Consider the following 20215-nt stretch of genomic DNA (forward strand, 5'->3'; position numbering starts at 1 on the left):
GCATGATTAAAAATAACAATGACATCGGCTTTATTCACGATATCGGTAGCCTAGACCGCCTTCGTCAACAAGCGGTAAACGGTGAAGAAGGTAGCGAGAAAGAAGCATTAACCGCGGCGGCAAAACAGTTTGAATCGATTTTCACCTCGATGTTGTTTAGGTCAATGCGCGATGCTAACTCGAGCTTTAAGTCGGATATGTTGAACAGCCAGAACGAGCAGTTCTATCGTCAGATGCAAGATGACCAAATGGCGAGTGAGTTAAGCGCTTCAGGTTCATTAGGCCTTGCGGACATGATTGTAGCTCAGTTAAGCGCTGGCCAAGCAAGCGATACGTCTGAAGAGAAGGTTCGCAGTGAAGGCTTTGATGCTTCATTGCAAAGACCGCAATATTCAGGCCGTTCGGAAGAGCGAGCGTCAGACGTTCAACCTGCGCAAGCAGCAAAACAGCCAGTATCCTTTGATTCTCCAGAATCGTTTGTGACCTCAATGAAGCCTTACGCGGAAAAAGCGGCAAGTGCGCTTGGTGTGGACTCGTCTCTTCTATTGGCACAAGCTGCCCTTGAAACGGGTTGGGGTTCTAAAATGGTTAAGAACTCTTTGGGCAACAGCAATAACTTATTTAACATCAAAGCAGATAGAAGTTGGAAGGGCGATAAGGTCGCGACTCAAACTCTTGAGTTCCATGGCAAAACCGCCGTTAAAGAGTCAGCTTCCTTCCGTTCTTACTCTAATTTCGAAGATAGCTTTAATGATTACGTGAAGTTCTTGAACGAAAATCCAAGATACGAAACGGCGCTACAGCATCAAGGCAATTCAGAGAATTTCATCAAAGGTATTCATCAGGCTGGTTACGCAACTGACCCTAACTATGCAGACAAGGTTTTACGAGTTAAAGCCAAGATTGATGAGATGAACTAGCGTCATAAATCAACATAGAGAGCTTGCTACTGGCAGGCTCTTTTCTTCTCCGCCCCTTCAGTTCTTACGCGTAATCCATAGTTATCTCCTTACACTTCAATAAATTATCGTCTTTTAATTTCCTATTGTTTGTGTTGGCGCATATATTGCATTTATCTTAGTAATATACGGTTGTAGTTAATCAGTTCATTCTGGTTTTGTTAAGTTTTTTGGGGGCATTATGGCGTCGGATCTTCTGAATGTAGGGGCACAAAGTGTTCTTACGGCTCAGAGACAGCTCAACACCACAGGTCATAACATTTCTAACGCTAACACAGAGGGCTATAGCCGCCAGTCTGTGATTCAAGGTGTGAATGACCCGCGCCAGTACGGTGGGCAATCCTACGGTATGGGGGTACATGTGGAAAATGTTCGCCGCTCTTGGGATCAGTTTGCCGTCAAAGAACTTAACTTATCGACAACCAATGCCGCCAACAAAGGCGATACCGAAGCCAACCTCGATATGCTGTCGAGCATGTTGTCGTCGGTCGCTTCAAAGAAGATTCCAGAAAACCTCAACGAATGGTTTGATTCCGTTAAGACTCTCGCCGATACCCCAAATGATGTGGGTGCGCGTAAGGTCGTGTTAGAGAAAGCAGGGCTTGTAACTAAAACCTTGAATGAATTTCATGAAACAGTTCGTCAACAGTCTGATTCTACGAATAAAAAATTAGATATGGGTATCGAGCGAGTTAACCAACTTGCTTACGAGATCCGTGATGTTCAGCGTTTAATGATGCGAACTCCTGGGCCTCATAATGACCTACGAGATCAGCATGAAAAGTTGATTAATGAGCTTTCTGGTTACACCAAAGTTACGGTGACACCACGCTCAAATGCCGAAGGGTTTAATGTCCATATTGGTAATGGCCATACCTTGGTCTCTGGTAGTGAAGCGAGTCAGCTGAAGATGGTTGATGGCTTACCCGATGCACATCAGCGCCGCCTAGCGATTGTTGAAGGTAAGTCTTTAAAACCGATCACCAGCAGTGATATCGACGGAAAAATCGGCGCCATGCTAGACATGCGTGACGAACATATCCCAGCAATCATGGATGAGCTTGGTCGTTTGGCGACCGCGTTTTCATATGAGGTCAATAGTCTTCAAGAACAAGGTTTGGATCTTAACGGCAACGTAGGTAAGGACTTGTTTACCGACGTGAACTCAGAGCTGGTGGCAAAATCTCGTGTCACGGCTAGCGGGCAATCGAAAGCCGATGTTGCGGTATACATTGATGATACTTCTGCCTTAAAAGGCGGTGAGTATGGACTGAAATACGATGGCAGTGATTATGTCGTGACTAAGCCGAACGGTGAGACCGTTAAGATGGCGACCGACTCTAGCGGTAGTGCTTTTTATCTTGATGGCATGCGAGTGGAAGTACGTAACCCTCCTGAACTAGGAGAGAAACTGTTACTGCGTCCAACGCGTAATTTTGCTGCGCAGATTCATATGGAAACCAAAGACCCGAAAGACATTGCTGCGCAAAGTTATGAGGCATCGACCACGTTTGCCAAGGGTACAGCGGGATTTAAAATCCTAGAAGCAGGTCAACTGCGTGAGTTTGAAGTGATTGTCTCACCAAAAGGTGAGCAGTTTGCTGTGACGGATCCGAAGGGTAACATTTTAATGCAGCCTCAACCGTATCCGCCACAAGGGCCAGTGACCATCAACGGTACAACGTTTGAGCTCACACCCGGTGCGGTGGCAAATGATAAGTTTACGGCAAACCTTGTCCCATCAGAAGGTGACAACGGTAACCTGCGTAAGCTACAAGATCTTCAAACAGGAAAGCTGTTGAATGATGGTGAGTCTACGATTTTAGACCTTTACCACAACTTGAATACTAATACGGGCTTGAAGTCTTCAACGGCAAATCGCCTGAGTGATATTGCGACATTAGAAAAACAGTCGGCTCAAGAACGTATTGCTTCTATCTCGGGAGTAAACCTCGATGAAGAAGCGGCAAACATGATGAAATTTCAGCAAGCGTATATGGCTTCTTCACGTATCATGCAAGCAGCCAATGATACGTTTAACACTATTTTGGCTCTGAGATAGGAAGGTATAAATGTTGAATCGTATCTCTAGCTTCCATAATTATCAGTCAGTACAAAACGACTTGCGCCGTCAAGAGAACAAGGTGCATCACAACCAAGCACAACTTGCTTCGGGTAAGAAGTTACAGTCGCCAAGTGATGACCCATTAGCGACGCACTATTTACAGAACATTGGTCAGCAGTCAGAACAGCTTAAACAGTATGTCGATGCGATTACTCTAGTCAGAAACCGTCTTGAGCATCATGAAGTATTGGTTTCTAACACTGAAGGCTTTGCTGATGAAGCAAAACGAACCGTGATGGAAATGATCAACGGTGCGCTTTCTCCAGAAGACCGTTTAGCTAAGAAGCGTGAAATTCAAGAACTGGCGAATAACTTCCTGCATTTAGCCAACTCTCAAGATGAGTCGGGTAACTACACGTTTGCAGGCACTAAGCCGAAAAATCAGCCTTTCTTTCGAGATAACGAAGGGAATGTGACATATCAAGGTGATGACTACCAACGCAAGATGCGTGTGGCAAGCAGCTTTGAAATGGCAATGAATGATCCGGGCAGCAAGATGTTTATGGAAATAGACAACCCGTTCGGTGACTACGAACCTCAGTACGAGCTTGAACCTGCGTCTGAGTTATTGCTCGGGCGTGCGACCAACAGCGATGAAGATGGGTCTACTTATAAAGTGACGTTTGTCGACATGCAGACGGGCAATTTCGCTTATCAGCTTGAAAAAGACGGCGCAGTGGTTGCGGCAGAAGATTTTGATCCTTCGACAGGCATTGTTTATGAAGGGCTGAATATTCAAATCAAAGGCCAAATCACTAAAGGTGATTCGATCACCTTAGAACCACGAGAGACTTTCTCTATCTTTGATACGTTCAAAGAGGCTGCTGAGCAGGCTGAAAACCCGGTATCGGATGCATCAGCAACAGCGAAACTGCACCAAGTAACTGAAGAGTTCCACGCTGCGTTTATCCATTTGACCAAGGCAAGAACCGATGTTGGTGCACGCTTGAGTACTTTGGATATTCAAGAGCAACAACATGAAGATTTCAAGTTGTCTTTAGCAAAAGCAAAAAGCAACTTTGAAGACTTGGATTACTCGAAAGCGATCATTGAGTTCAATGAAAACTCTCGAGCACTACAAGCTTCTCAACAAGCGTTTGGCAAAACCAAAGACCTGACCTTGTTTAACTATATTTAATGATCAATCGGTATTTAATGGTGGCTTGTCGATCACCATGGCGTTGATTCCTTGCCGTATGTGCTATGCCATACGTGCGAATGACGCCACAGTTTGCCGCTTTTTTGTACGAAGCATGATGTTTCTAGAATAGCGGCAAAAAACGGCAATAAGGAAGGTGAATGTTTTTCATCTTCTAATAGTAGAAAATCATAATTGCGCAGTGTTGTTTGTAAGCTTCTGATTTTTAGATAATTAAAAAATTATTTATATGATATTAAACTTGGCATACAACTTGTATCTGTGTTGGTTATAAATGATTAATACAGATCTTAAACCTTGTATAGGGTTTATCGAGTAATACACGGTCAGTGCTTATCCATATGAGAGTAAAGCTGGCCGCTTCGCAGAAAGCTTGCGAACTCATAAGGAGAGCAAAATGGCTATCAATGTAAGCACTAACGTATCTGCTATGACAGCACAACGTTACCTGAATAAAGCGTCTAATGACTTAGCGACTTCTATGGAGCGTTTGTCATCTGGTCACAAGATCAACAGCGCGAAAGATGATGCGGCAGGTCTGCAAATCTCGAACCGTCTAACCGCTCAGTCTCGTGGTCTTGATGTGGCAATGCGTAATGCCAACGACGGTATTTCGATTGCTCAAACAGCAGAAGGCGCGATGAACGAATCGACTAACGTACTACAACGTATGCGTGATCTAGCGATTCAATCATCAAACGGCACTAACTCGCCGGCAGAGCGTACTGCACTGAACGAAGAGTCAATGGCACTTCAAGATGAGCTTAACCGTATTGCGGAAACCACATCGTTTGGTGGTCGTCGTCTACTGAACGGTTCATTCGGTGAAGCTTCATTCCAGATCGGTTCTAACTCTGGTGAAGCAATGATCATGGCTCTGACAAGTATCCGTGCAGATGACTACCGTATGGGTGGTACTACGTTCGATTCAGAAAACGCGAAAGATAAGAACTGGGAAGTGCCGCCAACAGCGAGCGATCTTAAGTTCGAATTCAAAACCAAAGCGGGTGAAGACATCGTTTTAGATATCAATACCAAAGCGGGCGATGATATCGAAGAGCTTGCGACTTACATTAATGGTCAGTCTGATCTTGTGAACGCATCGGTTACTGATGATGGTCGCATTCAACTGTTCGTTGCTGAACCTGACCTTGACGGCCCAATGTCTATCTCTGGTGGTCTAGCGTCTGAGCTAGGTATTAAGAGTGAAGGCCGCGCAACCTCGGTTCAAGATGTTAGCTTAACCAGCGTTGCGGGTTCACAGAACGCGATCAGCGTGATTGATTCTGCAATGAAGTACGTGGATTCACAGCGTGCTGATTTGGGTGCAAAACAGAACCGTCTAAGCCACAGTATTAATAACTTGGCAAACGTACAAGAGAACGTAGACGCTTCAAACAGCCGAATCAAAGATACGGACTTTGCGAAAGAGACGACGCAAATGACCAAATCACAAATTCTGCAACAAGCAGGTACTTCAATACTTGCTCAAGCAAAACAGTTGCCTAACTCTGCAATGTCATTATTGCAATAGTTATTGGTTGAACTTGCTGCTCGTGTTCAGACGTGAGCCATGCAGCAAGGGAAACTGGCAAGCATACTTACTATTGAATGTTTAGCTCTCTCATCTCTCACCTGCTATCCATTTTTGCAGTAAGAATGCAACGGCAAGTCGGAAATGTGTTCATTTCTCGATGATCTCCACACAGGCTCTGACGCGCCAACTAGCCCCGGTTCTCTCAAAGGAAAAGGGGCTTTTTCCTTTCTGTATTTCTTGTTTTTGCTATTTATTTTCCTGTGAACTTTCTCGCACTACCTTTTCCAAATCTCTATTTGATGGTTCTTCTTCACGACAAATAATGTCATCTATTACACAAGATTTGCGTAAGTCAGAGATCTTTGGCGATTGATCATTTCTCGACCTTGAGCCATTTAGACGGCGGTTCGTACGCTTTCTGAACAGATTAAGATCTTTTTCCAATTGAAATCTATCGCTGTATTAGAAAATGATGAAAATTAAGTTGTTGATAAATATTAGATTAATGTTTTTTTTGTGGTTTTTTGAAAGTTTTTCTAAAGCTTCTGATTTTCGCGCCGTTATTAAAAGTAACTTTGAGAGAACTACTTGGTTTTCCGAGACGTCGGAAACCGCTATACCGGAAAATCAATTGGAGAAATCACCATGGCAGTGAATGTAAATACAAACGTTTCAGCGATGACAGCGCAACGTTACCTAAACAACGCAAACAGCGCACAACAAACATCAATGGAGCGTCTAGCTTCTGGCTCAAAAATCAACAGCGCAAAAGATGACGCTGCGGGTCTACAAATCTCGAACCGTTTGAACGTTCAAAGTCGTGGTCTTGATGTTGCTGTACGTAACGCGAACGACGGTATCTCAATTGCACAAACAGCTGAAGGTGCAATGAATGAGACGACTAACATCCTGCAACGTATGCGTGATTTGTCTCTACAATCTTCAAACGGCTCAAACTCAAAATCTGAGCGTGTAGCGATTCAAGAAGAAGTAACAGCGCTGAACGACGAACTGAACCGTATCGCGGAAACGACGTCTTTTGGTGGCAACAAGTTGCTTAACGGTACTCACGGTACTAAATCATTCCAAATCGGTGCAGACAACGGTGAAGCGGTAATGCTTCAACTGAAAGACATGCGCTCTGATAACGCTCAGATGGGTGGTAAGAGCTACCAAACTGAGAACGCGAAAGATAAAGATTGGAACGTTCAAGCAGGCTCTAACGACCTAAAAATGTCGTTCACTGATAACTTCGGTCAAGCACAAGAAATCGACATCAGCGCAAAAGCGGGTGACGACATCGAAGAGCTAGCAACGTACATCAACGGTCAACAAGACTCTGTTAAAGCGTCTGTAACTGAAGACGGTAAGCTACAAATGTTTACTGGTAACAACAAGGTTGAAGGCGAAGTGGCATTCTCTGGCAGCCTGGCTGGCGAACTAGGCATGCAACCTGGCAAAGACGTAACGGTTGATACTATCGACGTAACATCAGTTGGCGGCGCACAAGAGTCTGTAGCTATTATCGATGCGGCACTTAAGTATGTAGATAGCCACCGTGCTGAGCTAGGTGCTTTCCAAAACCGTTTCGACCACGCTATCAGCAACTTAGACAACATTAACGAGAACGTTAACGCATCTAAGAGCCGTATTAAAGATACCGATTTCGCGAAAGAAACGACTCAGATGACTAAGTCTCAGATCCTTTCTCAAGCTTCAAGCTCGATTCTTGCTCAAGCGAAGCAAGCTCCGAACTCGGCACTTAGCCTACTAGGTTAATCGATTAAAAAGCCACGTTGACTATAAGCGTCAACGTTAGGCTTCCACAAATTAGCTCGTGGTGAGAGATGAGCGCTAAACAGACCCAGCTTCGGCTGGGTTTTTTATTGCCTGCAATTTGGAGAAGGGGGGAGTTTTGGTGTTGGTCGTTGATTGGAAAGCGAGATTCCCTATCACGCTCGCTCCTCACTGTAGGGAGTGACGGGAATTGGGAAATGATGGTTTCCTCGCTTACTACATCGAAGCAGTCTTTCGTCACCCCAGAATCGAGTAGAACGAGATATCAGGGATCTCTTCTGACTTTATATTCAACACTACGCTCATTAACTTAAATAATGGGGCAACTTTAGCGAATGTCGCCCTATTAATTGAAGCCCGATCACACTTTCCTTTGTTGTTGAAAAGAATATGAAAAAAAGCGCATTTTTTATTAAAGCTTCTAATTAAGGCGCCGTTAAAGGGATTGAGAGAAATGATATGTACCAATGTAAGGTGAGAGAGACACTGGTGCATAAACAAAATTGACATGTATTAGTGTGAGGTGAGAGTCACATAAGTACATTAAAAAATGCCTAAAGGAGATCAACTATGGCGATTAATGTAAGCACAAATGTGTCTGCAATGACGGCTCAGCGCTACCTAAATAGCGCGGCTGAAGGTACTCAAAAATCAATGGAGCGTTTGTCTTCTGGCTATAAAATCAATAGCGCAAAAGATGATGCTGCAGGCCTACAAATCTCTAACCGCTTAACGTCGCAAAGTCGTGGCCTAGATATGGCTGTGAAAAACGCGAATGACGGTATCTCTATTGCACAGACAGCTGAAGGTGCAATGAATGAGTCAACCAACATTCTGCAACGTATGCGTGACCTTTCTCTTCAATCTTCAAACGGTTCGAACAGCAAATCTGAACGTGTTGCGATCCAAGAAGAAGTCTCTGCTCTAAACACAGAACTTAACCGTATCGCTGAAACGACCTCTTTTGGTGGTAACAAGCTTCTGAACGGTACTTACGGCAGCCAATCTTTCCAAATCGGTGCTGACTCAGGTGAAGCAGTAATGCTATCTATGAGCAACATGCGTACTGACACTCAAGACATGGGTGGTAAGAGCTACGGCGTTACAGAAGGCAAAGATGCTTCTTGGCGTGTAGGTGCGGGTGCTGATTTAACAATCAAATACAACGATAAGTTTGGTGAAGCGCAAGAGCTATCTATCTCTGCTAAAGAAGGCAACGATATCGAAGAGCTAGCAACTTACATCAATGGTCAAAGCCAAGACGTTAAAGCGTCTGTGGGTGAAGGCGGTAAACTGCAACTTTTCGCTTCAAGCCAAAAAGTTGAAGGTGATGTTGAGTTTGGCGGCAGCCTTGCGGGCGAACTAGGTATCGGTGCTGGTAAAGACGTTACCGTTAACGATATCGACGTAACTTCTGTTGCAGGTGCAAACGAAGCAGTATCTATCATTGATGGTGCTCTAAAATCTGTTGATAGCCAACGTGCTTCTCTAGGTGCTTTCCAAAACCGTTTTGACCATGCAATCAGCAACTTAGACAACATCAACGAAAACGTTAATGCGTCTAAGAGCCGTATCAAAGATACCGATTACGCGAAAGAAACAACAGCTATGACGAAGTCTCAAATCCTACAACAGGCGAGTACTTCTATCCTAGCTCAAGCAAAACAGTCACCATCAGCAGCTCTAAGCTTATTGGGCTAAACTTACCTCGGTAAGTAGCGGTAAACTCTACTCTGGGTAGAGTTTTACTGTTTGGCTCATAAAGGAGGGAGGGAGAGTGTTATGGAAATATCATCCAACGCATCGAACATCCAGCCTTATGGCTCACCTAATGGCATTAAAATTGCAAGCGATGAAGGTAGTAGTGCGTCGAGTCTTTCGCGACTAAAAGAAGCAACATCTTATGACAAGGTAGAGAAATCGAAAGAGGAAGCTACCGAAGCGGCGATTCAATTAGCTCAACATAGACAAGAGTTAAATGATGAAGAGCGAGTCAAAATGGTGGAGAAGGTAAACGAGTTTATCTCCTCTCTCAATAAAGGTGTGGCTTTTAAGGTCGATGAAGAATCTGGGAGAGATGTAGTTACCATTTATGAGACCACAACCGGTGATATTATTCGCCAGATCCCTGATGAAGAAATGCTTGAAATTCTAAGACGCCTAGCAGCCCAAAACTCGAATAGTCGAATATTTGAGGTGAAGGTTTAAGTCGTATTATTGAGGTGATTTAATGAGTTTTGGCCCAATGGGGATTTCGTCTGGCATGGATATCAATTCCATGGTCAGCAAAATTGTTGATTCGGAGCGTGTACCTAAACAGCAACGAATCGACAATGAACGAACGCGAATCGATACCAGCATTAGTGCCTATGGAAGACTCAGAGAATCCCTTGATTCGATGAAAAACCTGATGACAAACTTTCGTCAGGAAAAAGCTTTTGCTGTGCGAACAGTGGAAAGTACCGATGAAGCGCTTGTCTCTGCAACCGCGACTACCGAAGCGATCGCTGGCAAATATGCCATCGATGTGTTGCAGCTTGCCCAAAGCCATAAAGTGGCTTCTGATGTACTGTCAGAGGACATGAAATTTGGCCCAGGTAAGCTGCAGGTTTCGCTTGGTGATGACAGCTTTGACGTGCAAGTTGGCGACAGATCGAGACTTATCGAAGTTGTTCGTGGTATCAACGGTGCAGATAGCAACCCAGGCGTTCGTGCATCTATTATCAACGATGTCGAAGGTCCAAGACTTATTATTGCCTCGAACCAGTCTGGTTCAGATCAGCAGATCAGCATTAATGTTGAGTCAGATGCTGCCAATCCCTTAAAAAAACTCGAATACAAAACGCTTGAAGAACGTGTTAAAGCGCTAGAGAAAGCGCGCGTTGCTGCTCAAGATATTCTAGCTCTAACCCCTGCAGGAAAAGCCGTTGAACTCATCGATGAAGTGATCGCTAGCGATGACCCAAATGCGAATGAAACACTCGATAAAGATGGCAATATCATCCCAGCAGCCCAAACCGATTCTACTTCAGATGTTGACGGAGACTCTAAAAGTCTCAGCTACGGTGAGCAAGCAGCCGCCGACGGCCAAGCCGCCCTAGACGCAGCTCAAGCAGCAAAGTCTGTGATGCCTGAAGATAATATCCCTGGCTGGACTGAAACCGCGTCAGGTACGCTTTTAGATTCTTACTACACACCAGAACTTGAGCTTGATGAAAAAGCGATAGAGAAGGCACCCGATGTGCCGGGGTGGTCAAATGCTGCCTCAGGTACTCTGACCGATTCATACGTGACACCGAAAGAAGCCCAACAAAAGCTTGAGGCTGAGCAAGCGCGTATCGAAGAGAAGATTTCACAAGAAAAAGCGGAGTTGGCTGAGAAAGTTCAAAAAGGCGAACTCACCGCAGAGCAAGCCAAGAAAATTGAGCGTGCCAAATTAGAACCCGAAGAGCGCGAGCTCTTAGAGAAGGTCGATAAAGCGCAAGCAGATCTTGAACAAGCACAGCAATCTTTTGATACCTATAGTGGAATGACTGAAGTTCAGGCTGGCCAAGATTCTATGGTTGTCCTAGATGGTGTTGCTCAACTCTCTAGTAATAACAATGTGATTGAAGATGCCATTGAAGGTATTGATATTACGGTGAAAGGAAAAACGCCAAAAGATAAGCCGCCGGCAGAAATTGGTGTGGAGTACGACCGTAACAGTGTTCGCCAAGATATCGAATCCTTTGTGAGCTCTTATAACCAGTTCTATCAAGTGTCGAAAGACCTCGCGGGTGTTGATCCAACGACTGGTCAAAAAGGCCCGCTCTCTGGTGACAGTACAGTGCGTAACGCCGACTCCCGATTGAAAGGGGTGTTCTCATCAAGTATCGAAGGTGCGCCAGACAATCTAAAGTCTTTGACTGAATTCGGTATCACCACCACAAGACAAGGCTCGCTAGAAATCAACTACGATATGCTTGACCGTCAACTCAACAATAACTTTGATAAGTTGGGTGAGTTCTTTGGTGGCAACAACGGTTTCGCCAAAAAAGTGGAAGATGCGATTCAAGGTATCACAGGTATCACGGGTTCAATCCGTACTAGAGAAAAGAGCTTGGTCGAGCAAAACTACCGTTTGGTTGATGACCAAAGCGCGCTCGACCGCCGCATGGACAGCCTAGAGAGCCGTACCCACTCTAAGTTCACAGCCATGCAAGATGCGACCAGTAAGATGCAATCTCAGCTGGGCAGTATGATGAATGCGTTGGGCTAATAGATGAATAGCCAGCTACAAGAGCTTTGTGAACTCGATCAACTAATTATCTCTAAACTGGAATTTAGTGAAATTAATGCTGAAGAAATAACGCAGCTTGTCGATAACAGAGAACAGTTATTGCAAAACGTGCTTCAAATAATCGACTCACATCCCGACGTTAAGCAAAGTTCTGAATGGTTTGAAGCCATTACCAGAACCAGAAAATTAGTCGAATTGATGCAGTCTGAGACGAGTCGAGTAGGTAAGACCCTACATAAATATCGTCACGGCGCTAAATCAGTTCAACAATACAAAAAGTTTTTATAGAAGAGGTTTACTATGCGCGGTTCTTTACAGGCATATAAAAAGGTATCAGTGGATAGTCAGCTAACGGCTGCCTCACCGCATAAGATTGTACAAATGCTAATGGCCGGTGCTATCGAGCGTTTGATTCAAGGCAAAGCGGCAATGCAAGCAGGCAACATCCCAGTGAAAGGTGAGCGACTTGGTAAGGCTCTAGATATCATTATTAGCCTACGTAGTTGCCTATCTATGGACGATGGTGGCGATATTGCGAAAAACCTAGATCAACTTTATGAGTTCATGATCACGCAAATTTCTGCGGCAAATCACAAAAATGACCCACAGCCTATTGATGATGTTATCGATATTATTCGCGAAATTAAGAGCGCTTGGGACCAAATTCCGAACGAATATCACAACTTGACGTCCGCTGACGTAGGTATTTAAAGAAAAATTGCAGTTTTAACCAATCTCATATCCCTTAATTGGTTGGTTGCCTTATTTTTTTAATCAAATAAAATAGAAGCCATTAGATAGCCTAATGGCTTTTTTCGTTGCTGATTTCCTAAATTTGTCCACGTAGACCATAATCATTGATACATCTCACTGTTTTATAGACTACGTTGCTCACAGTTTTTCCGCATCGCACCAAAATAAAGGCAATAATTCCTACTTATGCAAGGTTTGGCAAAACTGCTTGTCGTCGACGATAACGCTCAAGATCGTCACAATTTAAGCACAATATTAGAGTTTGTAGGAGAGAGCTGCGAAGTAATCAGCTCTGAACAAGCACGTAAAGTTGACTGGTCACTACAGTGGGCCGGCTGCATTATTGGTACCATTAAAGGTAAAGGCTTCAACGCATTACTGAATGAGAAGCTTGTTCACGCCAATCACATCCCTTTACTGGTGATTGGCAAAAACAATCACCCGGTTGACGAGTTGACTAACTATGTTGGTGAGCTTGAACTTCCTCTTAACTACCCGCAATTAAGTGATGCATTAAGACACTGTAAAGACTTCTTAGGCCGTAAAGGTGTTCAAGTTGTGTCTTCGGCACGCAAGAACACCCTGTTTCGCAGCCTAGTAGGACAAAGTGCTGGCATTCAAGAAGTACGTCACTTAATTGAACAAGTCTCTTCTACGGAAGCGAACGTGCTGATTCTTGGTGAATCTGGTACAGGCAAAGAAGTCGTAGCGCGTAACATTCACTATCACTCTAAACGTCGTTCAGGGCCTTTTGTTCCTGTAAACTGTGGCGCGATTCCACCTGATTTGCTTGAAAGTGAACTGTTTGGTCATGAGAAGGGCGCATTTACTGGGGCGATTACCGCACGTAAAGGCCGTTTTGAATTGGCTGAAGGTGGCACACTGTTTCTTGATGAAATTGGCGATATGCCGATGGCGATGCAAGTTAAGCTGCTACGAGTACTGCAAGAGCGATGCTTTGAGCGTGTAGGTGGCAATAGCACCATACAAGCTGATGTTAGAGTGATTGCGGCAACCCACCGCAACCTTGAAGATATGATCGACGATGATTCGTTCCGTGAAGATCTTTACTACCGCTTAAATGTATTCCCGATTGAAATGCCGGCGCTTCAAGATCGTAAAGAAGATATTCCACTGTTGCTTCAAGAGCTGATGACTCGAATGGAAGCGGAAGGCAGCATGCCTATCTGTTTCACGGCTCGTGCTATCAACTCTTTGATGGAGCATTACTGGCCAGGTAACGTTCGTGAACTAGCGAACCTGGTTGAACGAATGGTTATCTTGTATCCAAACAGCTTGGTTGATGTGAATCACCTGCCAACTAAATATCGATACAGCGATATCCCTGAGTTCCAGCCAGAGTTTAATAGCTTTGGATCTGAAGAGGAGCAAGAGCGTGATGCACTTGCTGACTTATTCTCAGAAGATTTCAGTTTTGACCAGCAAGATGATATTGCCGACAATGCTAATGCGCCTCAAGAGTTACCGCCAGAAGGGGTTAACTTGAAAGAGCTACTCGCGGATATGGAAGTGAATATGATCAATCAAGCGTTGGAAGCGCAGGGCGGCATTGTTGCTCGTGCTGCTGACATGCTTGGAATGCGTAGAACCACTCTGGTTGAAAAAATGCGTAAATATAACTTGCAGCGCTAGTGCCCAGTTTTCGATGAAAACGAAAAACTAGTACACACTTTTTAGCTATTTGGTAACTCTAGCTAAGTGAACAGATAAACCATAGTCGAGTTGTTGCTTGCTTAACTATGTGATAAATATAGCAAATAGCCTGACTCGTGTTGTACGTCTCAGGCTGTTTTAGTATTTGAGGCAAATTTTTGACATGCGCGTATCTAACGAACCAGAAAATCAATCACACCTAGATTCTGTTGAACAGCAGGTTGAGCGCTATAAGCAAGTACTCGACGTGATGCCAGCTGGGGTTATCTTGTTAGATACACACGGCGAAGTGAGAGAAGCGAACCCTGAAGCGCATCGTATTCTTGGTGTTGAGTTGGTTGGCGAGAAGTGGTTTTCAGTGATTCAAAGTGCCTTTGACCCAAAAGACGATGACGGTCATGAGATCTCATTGAAGAACGGGCGAAAAGTGCGTTTGGCGATTTCAGCCTCTACCACGGGTCAGCTGATTTTGATTACCGATCTGACCGAGACCCGACTATTGCAGTCTCGCGTGAGTGATCTTCAGCGTTTGTCTTCATTAGGTAGAATGGTGGCCTCGCTTGCCCATCAAGTGCGAACGCCGCTTTCAAGTGCGATGCTGTATGCATCAAACCTTGCCGCGCCAAATCTGCCGCCGGCAACAAAAACGCGTTTTCAATCTAAGCTTATGGATAGATTGCATGACTTAGAGAAGCAAGTGAACGACATGCTGTTGTTTGCCAAAGGTGGTGACAACAAAGTCGTTAAGCCATTTACTGTGGCTGAATTGATCACTGAATTTCACCCTATGGTGGAAGCGGCATTGAAAACTAACCAGATTGATTATTGCCAAGAAGTTGAGGGCGAACAGACTCAAATGTTCGGCAACGCCAATGCTATCGCCTCAGCGTTAAGCAACCTAGTGTTGAACGCGGTTCAAATTGCGGGTAAGGAATCGCAGATCGATGTGTTTTTTAGGCCCGTAAATGGCGAGCTTAAGATATCAGTGCAAGACAGTGGCCCCGGCGTACCGAAAGAGCTTCAAGGTAAAATAATGGAACCCTTCTTTACCACTCGTTCACAAGGTACAGGTCTAGGCTTAGCGGTTGTACAAATGGTATGTCGAGCACATGAAGGCCGACTGGAATTGATATCAGAAGAAGGCGACGGCGCATGCTTTACCATGTGTCTACCGCTTGAAAGAAGTGCTTCTTCTGAAGACTAATAAGTTTTAACTGAATTTACACTGGAGAATCCTATGGCTCAAAGCAAAGTGTTAATCGTCGAAGATGATGAAGGTCTACGCGAAGCCCTTGTCGACACACTCGCGCTTGCTGGCTATGAATGGCTGGAAGCGGATTGTGCGGAAGATGCTCTGGTCAAATTAAAATCGAACTCCGTTGATATTGTCGTATCTGACGTGCAGATGGCGGGCATGGGTGGCTTGGCACTATTGAGAAACATTAAGCAGCATTGGCCAAATTTGCCGGTATTGCTAATGACAGCGTACGCCAACATCGAAGATGCCGTTGCTGCAATGAAAGAGGGCGCTATCGACTATATGGCAAAGCCATTTGCGCCAGAAGTGCTGCTCAACATGGTCAGCCGTTATGCGCCTGTAAAGTCGGATGACAACGGCGACGCTATCGTTGCTGATGAAAAAAGTATCAAGCTAATGATGCTGGCTGATAAAGTTGCGAAAACCGATGCCAACGTCATGGTGTTGGGCCCGAGTGGTTCTGGTAAAGAGGTGATGTCTCGCTACATTCACAATGCTTCTAGCCGAAAAGATGGCCCGTTTGTCGCGATTAACTGCGCGGCGATCCCAGACAACATGTTAGAAGCGACCCTGTTTGGTTATGAAAAAGGCGCATTTACTGGCGCTATTCAAGCTTGCCCGGGGAAATTCGAGCAAGCGCAGGGCGGTACAATTCTGTTGGATGAGATCAGTGAAATGGATCTTAGCCTACAAGCCAAACTACTGCGTGTTTTGCAAGAGCGCGAAGTTGAGCGATTAGGTAGTCGTAAGAGCATCAAATTGGATGTTCGTGTATTAGCGACCAGTAACCGAGACCTTAAACAGTATGTTTCTGAAGGGAATTTCCGTGAGGATTTATACTACCGCCTGAATGTATTCCCAATTTCTTGGCCTCCATTGTGCGAGCGTAAAGGCGATATTGAGCCTTTAGCCAAGCACTTAGTCGAGCGCCACTGCACCAAACTTGGTATGCCTGTACCCGTTATGTCAGCACAAGCGATCAGTAAACTCGTCAATTATCCGTGGCCGGGCAATGTTCGCGAATTAGACAATGTGGTACAGCGTGCGTTAATATTGAGCGAACAAGAGAACATCTCTGGTGAGCATATCCTTCTTGAAGGTGTCGATTGGCAAGACGCAAGCAGCCTACAACAAATCGTCGAAGGCACTGACGTAGCTGCGCCAGAAATCAAGCCTATTGCCGAAGCAAACCCAATCAATAAAATCGCGGCTAGCAGCGAAGGGTTAGGTAATGAGCTTAGAGATCAAGAGTATGCGATCATTCTTGAAACCCTGATTGCATGTAATGGTCGACGCAAAGATATGGCTGAAAAACTGGGCATTAGCCCTCGTACACTGCGTTACAAGTTGGCTAAAATGCGCGATGCTGGAATAGATATCCCAAACTGAGGATAGATTAGTAGTGTCAGCTTTCTGACTAGTGTAATACGATATCTAGTCAATTAAATGTGTGGCACGCTAATTGCTCTGTCAATAATATAGCTAAATAGATGGTCATAATTTTGACTCCTGAGGTAGTAGATGAGAATAGATGGTTTACAAGGCGAAATGCAGGCGATGATGGTCGAAGCTGCCAGCGCGCGTCCCGCAGCAACGGGGCAAGCGGTCGGTGCAGATTTTGGCAACATGCTGACTAATGCCATCAATAATGTGAACTCATTACAAAAGACCTCAGGTGATCTTCAAGCTCGTTTTGATAGTGGCGACCAAAGCGTATCCCTATCGGACGTGATGATTGCTCGTAATAAATCTAGTGTGGCTTTTGAGGCGACGATCCAAATTAGAAATAAATTGGTCGAATCGTACAAAGAGCTGATGAATATGCCGGTATAAGTTGGGTAGTTAAATAGTGGCAGATAATAGTCAAACAACAGATTTAACCGTAAGCGATAGCAACGACCACGCACTGATTGCAGGCTCTGAGCTAGACGGAGAAGGGCAAAATCCCGATCTAGGTGAACGCAGTTCATCGAAGTTCGATATGGCTGTCGGTGATCTCGATTTACTTCGTCAGGTCGTCTTAGTCCTTTCTATCTCTATCTGTGTAGCGCTGATTGTGATGCTGTTTTTCTGGGTAAAAGAGCCAGAAATGCGTCCATTAGGGGCTTACGAAACAGAAGAATTGATCCCCGTTCTTGATTACTTGGATCTGCAAAAGATCCAGTACACGCTTGAAGGCAATACCATCTCAGTACCGGCGAGTGAGTACAACTCATTAAAGCTTAATATGGTACGAGCGGGTTTGAATCAAGAGCGAAACGCGGGTGATGACATCCTCATGCAAGACATGGGTTTTGGTGTATCACAACGTTTAGAACAAGAACGCCTTAAATTAAGCCGCGAAAGACAACTTGCCAAAGCCATTGAGCAGATGAAACAGGTGCGTAAAGCTCAGGTTTTATTGGCCCTGCCGAAGCAGAGTGTTTTTGTACGTCATAATCAAGAAGCCTCTGCTTCTGTATTCCTAACTCTAAAAACAGGTACTAACCTCAAGCAGCAAGAAGTTGATTCTGTTGTGGATATGGTGGCAAGTGCCGTTCCGGGAATGAAAACCTCACGTATTACGGTGACCGATCAGCATGGCCGATTGTTGAGCTCAGGCTCTCAAGACCCTATGTCAGCGGCGCGTCGTAAAGAACACGAGTTAGAGCGCAATCAAGAACAAGCGCTGCGTGAAAAAATTGACTCCATCCTGATTCCTATTCTTGGGTTTGGTAACTACACCGCTCAGGTTGATATCCAGCTCGATTTCAGTGCTGTGGAGCAAACCAGAAAACGTTTTGATCCGAATACACCGGCGACTCGAAGTGAATACACCTTAGAAGATTACAACAATGGAAATACGGTGGCGGGTATTCCGGGTGCGTTGAGTAACCAGCCTCCAGCGGATGCCTCAATTCCACAAGATGTGGCTCAGATGAAAGACGGCGCGATGACAGGTCAAGGCTCTGTTCACAAAGAAGCGACTCGAAACTTTGAGCTAGACACCACCATCAGTCATGAACGTAAACAGAGCGGCACGGTTAATCGTCAGACGGTTTCTGTTGCGATCAAAGACCGCCAATCCTTGAACCCAGATACGGGTGAAGTGGTTCATACGCCAATCCCGGCGAGCGAAATCAATGCGATTCGCCAAGTACTGATTGGTACGGTGGGCTTTGATGAAACTCGTGGTGATTTGCTCAACGTATTAAGCATGCAGTTTGCACCTCAAGTAACAGATGTTGTTGCTGATGTGCCAATCTGGGAGCATCCAAACTTCAATGATTGGGTTCGTTGGTTTGCAAGTGCCTTGGTTATCATTGTGGTGGTGTTGGTACTTGTTCGCCCTGCAATGAAGAAACTGCTTAACCCAGCAGCAGACAACGATGAACAGATGTACGGACCTGATGGCATGCCAATTGGTGCCGACGGCGAAACCAGCTTAATTGGTGGTGATATTGAAGGTGGTGAGCTGTTTGAATTTGGTTCAAGTATCGACTTACCAAACCTTCATAAAGACGAGGACGTGCTGAAAGCAGTACGTGCACTTGTAGCGAATGAACCAGAGCTAGCAGCTCAAGTAGTTAAGAATTGGATGGTAGATGGCTAACGAAATAGTTCCACAACAAACTGAAGGCGGTGAAGTGCTTGATGTCTCTAGCGTGGATATCGGCTCTATCTCAGGCGATGAGCGCGCTGCGATCTTGTTGCTCAGTTTAAATGAAGAAGATGCTGCTGGTATTATTCGTCACCTAGAGCCAAAGCAGGTTCAGCGTGTGGGTAGTGCGATGGCGCGAGCTACAGACCTATCCCAAGAGAAAGTAGGCGCTGTGCACCGTGCTTTCTTAGATGATATTCAGAAGTACACCAACATTGGTATGGGCAGCGAAGACTTCATGCGTAATGCGTTAGTTGCTGCTCTGGGTGAAGACAAGGCGAATAACCTTGTTGACCAAATCCTTCTCGGCACAGGTTCGAAAGGTTTGGATTCGCTTAAGTGGATGGATCCTCGTCAGGTGGCGAGCATTATCATCAACGAGCACCCTCAAATTCAAACTATTGTGTTGTCGTACCTCGATGCCGATCAATCGGCTGAGATCCTGTCTCAGTTCCCAGAGCGAGTTCGTCTGGATCTGATGATGCGTATTGCCAACCTTGAAGAAGTTCAACCTTCGGCGCTTGCTGAACTGAATGAAATCATGGAGAAACAGTTCGCGGGTCAAGCGGGTGCTCAAGCTGCCAAAATTGGTGGCCTGAAAGCCGCGGCTGAGATCATGAACTACATGGATAACAACGTGGAAGGCGTCTTGATGGATCAAATCCGTGACCAAGACGAAGACATGGCAACACAGATTCAAGATCTGATGTTTGTCTTTGAAAACCTTATTGAAGTTGATGACCAAGGTGTTCAACGACTACTACGTGATGTTCCACAAGATATTCTACAGAAAGCACTTAAAGGTGCAGATGAAGGTCTACGTGAGAAGATCTTCAAGAACATGTCTAAACGTGCTGCCGATATGATGAGAGACGATATTGAGGCGATGCCGCCAGTCAAAGTCTCTGATGTTGAAGCGGCTCAGAAAGAGATTTTGGGTATCGCGAGGAAGATGGCAGACAGTGGCGAAATTATGCTGTCTGGTGGCGCCGACGAGTTCCTTTAATACAGAAATCTCAAAAGCCCCACACTGT

16 protein-coding genes are annotated in these 20215 nt (G+C 45.1%); all 16 read left to right on the forward strand.

Annotation, left to right across the window (positions count from 1 at the left end):
* Positions 1 to 2: 2 nt before the first annotated feature.
* The 16 genes from flgJ (at position 3) to fliG (ending at position 20187) form a co-directional block, all read left to right on the forward strand.
* On the forward strand, positions 3 to 920 hold the full coding sequence (gene flgJ / locus AB4585_RS04105) for a flagellar assembly peptidoglycan hydrolase FlgJ (protein ID WP_136974753.1): 918 nt from the start codon (positions 3 to 5) through the stop codon (positions 918 to 920).
* Between the two features lie 220 nt (positions 921 to 1140).
* Positions 1141 to 3021 carry a flagellar hook-associated protein FlgK gene (flgK, locus tag AB4585_RS04110; protein WP_017067655.1) on the forward strand — a complete coding sequence of 627 codons (1881 nt, stop codon included), beginning with the start codon at positions 1141 to 1143 and terminating at the stop codon, positions 3019 to 3021.
* 10 nt (positions 3022 to 3031) lie between these two features.
* On the forward strand, positions 3032 to 4222 hold the full coding sequence (flgL, locus tag AB4585_RS04115; protein ID WP_017064129.1) for a flagellar hook-associated protein FlgL: 1191 nt from the start codon (positions 3032 to 3034) through the stop codon (positions 4220 to 4222).
* 418 nt (positions 4223 to 4640) lie between these two features.
* Positions 4641 to 5777, forward strand: coding sequence for a flagellin (locus tag AB4585_RS04120; RefSeq protein ID WP_017064128.1), 1137 nt, complete (start codon positions 4641 to 4643; stop codon positions 5775 to 5777).
* 648 nt (positions 5778 to 6425) lie between these two features.
* A complete protein-coding gene (locus AB4585_RS04125) occupies positions 6426 to 7559 on the forward strand; it encodes a flagellin (protein WP_048616124.1) in 1134 nt (377 codons plus the stop codon).
* Between the two features lie 588 nt (positions 7560 to 8147).
* Positions 8148 to 9278 carry a flagellin gene (locus AB4585_RS04130; RefSeq protein WP_017066381.1) on the forward strand — a complete coding sequence of 377 codons (1131 nt, stop codon included), beginning with the start codon at positions 8148 to 8150 and terminating at the stop codon, positions 9276 to 9278.
* Positions 9279 to 9359: 81 nt separating this feature from the next.
* Entirely contained in the window at positions 9360 to 9785 is a 426-nt protein-coding gene (gene flaG / locus AB4585_RS04135; RefSeq protein WP_017066380.1) for a flagellar protein FlaG, read from the forward strand.
* A gap of 22 nt (positions 9786 to 9807) precedes the next feature.
* A complete protein-coding gene (fliD, locus tag AB4585_RS04140; protein ID WP_017066379.1) occupies positions 9808 to 11835 on the forward strand; it encodes a flagellar filament capping protein FliD in 2028 nt (675 codons plus the stop codon).
* A gap of 3 nt (positions 11836 to 11838) precedes the next feature.
* On the forward strand, positions 11839 to 12144 hold the full coding sequence (locus AB4585_RS04145) for a flagellar protein FliT (protein WP_017060688.1): 306 nt from the start codon (positions 11839 to 11841) through the stop codon (positions 12142 to 12144).
* A 12-nt stretch (positions 12145 to 12156) separates the two neighbouring features.
* Positions 12157 to 12567 (forward strand): flagellar export chaperone FliS, encoded by a 411-nt coding sequence (fliS, locus tag AB4585_RS04150; protein WP_004736194.1) that lies wholly within the window; start codon positions 12157 to 12159, stop codon positions 12565 to 12567.
* Positions 12568 to 12795: 228 nt separating this feature from the next.
* Positions 12796 to 14262, forward strand: a complete 1467-nt coding sequence (locus AB4585_RS04155) for a sigma-54 dependent transcriptional regulator (protein ID WP_017064122.1) — start codon at positions 12796 to 12798, stop codon at positions 14260 to 14262.
* Between the two features lie 184 nt (positions 14263 to 14446).
* Positions 14447 to 15487, forward strand: a complete 1041-nt coding sequence (locus AB4585_RS04160) for a PAS domain-containing sensor histidine kinase (RefSeq protein WP_017060686.1) — start codon at positions 14447 to 14449, stop codon at positions 15485 to 15487.
* 33 nt (positions 15488 to 15520) lie between these two features.
* Positions 15521 to 16930: a sigma-54 dependent transcriptional regulator gene (locus AB4585_RS04165; protein ID WP_017064121.1), complete on the forward strand. Its 1410-nt coding sequence runs from the start codon at positions 15521 to 15523 to the stop codon at positions 16928 to 16930.
* A gap of 132 nt (positions 16931 to 17062) precedes the next feature.
* Positions 17063 to 17374 carry a flagellar hook-basal body complex protein FliE gene (gene fliE, locus AB4585_RS04170; RefSeq protein ID WP_017060684.1) on the forward strand — a complete coding sequence of 104 codons (312 nt, stop codon included), beginning with the start codon at positions 17063 to 17065 and terminating at the stop codon, positions 17372 to 17374.
* A gap of 16 nt (positions 17375 to 17390) precedes the next feature.
* The gene (gene fliF / locus AB4585_RS04175) at positions 17391 to 19133 is read left to right on the forward strand and encodes a flagellar basal-body MS-ring/collar protein FliF (RefSeq protein WP_017064120.1); all 1743 of its coding nucleotides are present in this window, start codon (positions 17391 to 17393) and stop codon (positions 19131 to 19133) included.
* On the forward strand, positions 19126 to 20187 hold the full coding sequence (fliG, locus tag AB4585_RS04180; protein ID WP_017060682.1) for a flagellar motor switch protein FliG: 1062 nt from the start codon (positions 19126 to 19128) through the stop codon (positions 20185 to 20187). Before fliF ends, fliG begins: the two co-directional genes overlap by 8 nt.
* Positions 20188 to 20215: the final 28 nt, after the last annotated feature.

The sequence above is a fragment of the Vibrio sp. 10N.222.49.C9 genome, from assembly GCF_041474985.1.
Classification (GTDB): Bacteria; Pseudomonadota; Gammaproteobacteria; order Enterobacterales; family Vibrionaceae; genus Vibrio; species Vibrio crassostreae_C.

Excerpts from the sequence above, each read along its gene's own strand:
- flgJ (WP_136974753.1), top strand. The coding sequence starts at position 3 with ATGATTAAAAATAACAATGACATCGGCTTTATTCACGATATCGGTAGC.
- flgK (WP_017067655.1), top strand. The coding sequence starts at position 1,141 with ATGGCGTCGGATCTTCTGAATGTAGGGGCACAAAGTGTTCTTACGGCT.
- flgL (WP_017064129.1), top strand. The coding sequence starts at position 3,032 with ATGTTGAATCGTATCTCTAGCTTCCATAATTATCAGTCAGTACAAAAC.
- AB4585_RS04120 (WP_017064128.1), top strand. The coding sequence starts at position 4,641 with ATGGCTATCAATGTAAGCACTAACGTATCTGCTATGACAGCACAACGT.
- AB4585_RS04125 (WP_048616124.1), top strand. The coding sequence starts at position 6,426 with ATGGCAGTGAATGTAAATACAAACGTTTCAGCGATGACAGCGCAACGT.
- AB4585_RS04130 (WP_017066381.1), top strand. The coding sequence starts at position 8,148 with ATGGCGATTAATGTAAGCACAAATGTGTCTGCAATGACGGCTCAGCGC.
- flaG (WP_017066380.1), top strand. The coding sequence starts at position 9,360 with ATGGAAATATCATCCAACGCATCGAACATCCAGCCTTATGGCTCACCT.
- fliD (WP_017066379.1), top strand. The coding sequence starts at position 9,808 with ATGAGTTTTGGCCCAATGGGGATTTCGTCTGGCATGGATATCAATTCC.
- AB4585_RS04145 (WP_017060688.1), top strand. The coding sequence starts at position 11,839 with ATGAATAGCCAGCTACAAGAGCTTTGTGAACTCGATCAACTAATTATC.
- fliS (WP_004736194.1), top strand. The coding sequence starts at position 12,157 with ATGCGCGGTTCTTTACAGGCATATAAAAAGGTATCAGTGGATAGTCAG.
- AB4585_RS04155 (WP_017064122.1), top strand. The coding sequence starts at position 12,796 with ATGCAAGGTTTGGCAAAACTGCTTGTCGTCGACGATAACGCTCAAGAT.
- AB4585_RS04160 (WP_017060686.1), top strand. The coding sequence starts at position 14,447 with ATGCGCGTATCTAACGAACCAGAAAATCAATCACACCTAGATTCTGTT.
- AB4585_RS04165 (WP_017064121.1), top strand. The coding sequence starts at position 15,521 with ATGGCTCAAAGCAAAGTGTTAATCGTCGAAGATGATGAAGGTCTACGC.
- fliE (WP_017060684.1), top strand. The coding sequence starts at position 17,063 with ATGAGAATAGATGGTTTACAAGGCGAAATGCAGGCGATGATGGTCGAA.
- fliG (WP_017060682.1), top strand. The coding sequence starts at position 19,126 with ATGGCTAACGAAATAGTTCCACAACAAACTGAAGGCGGTGAAGTGCTT.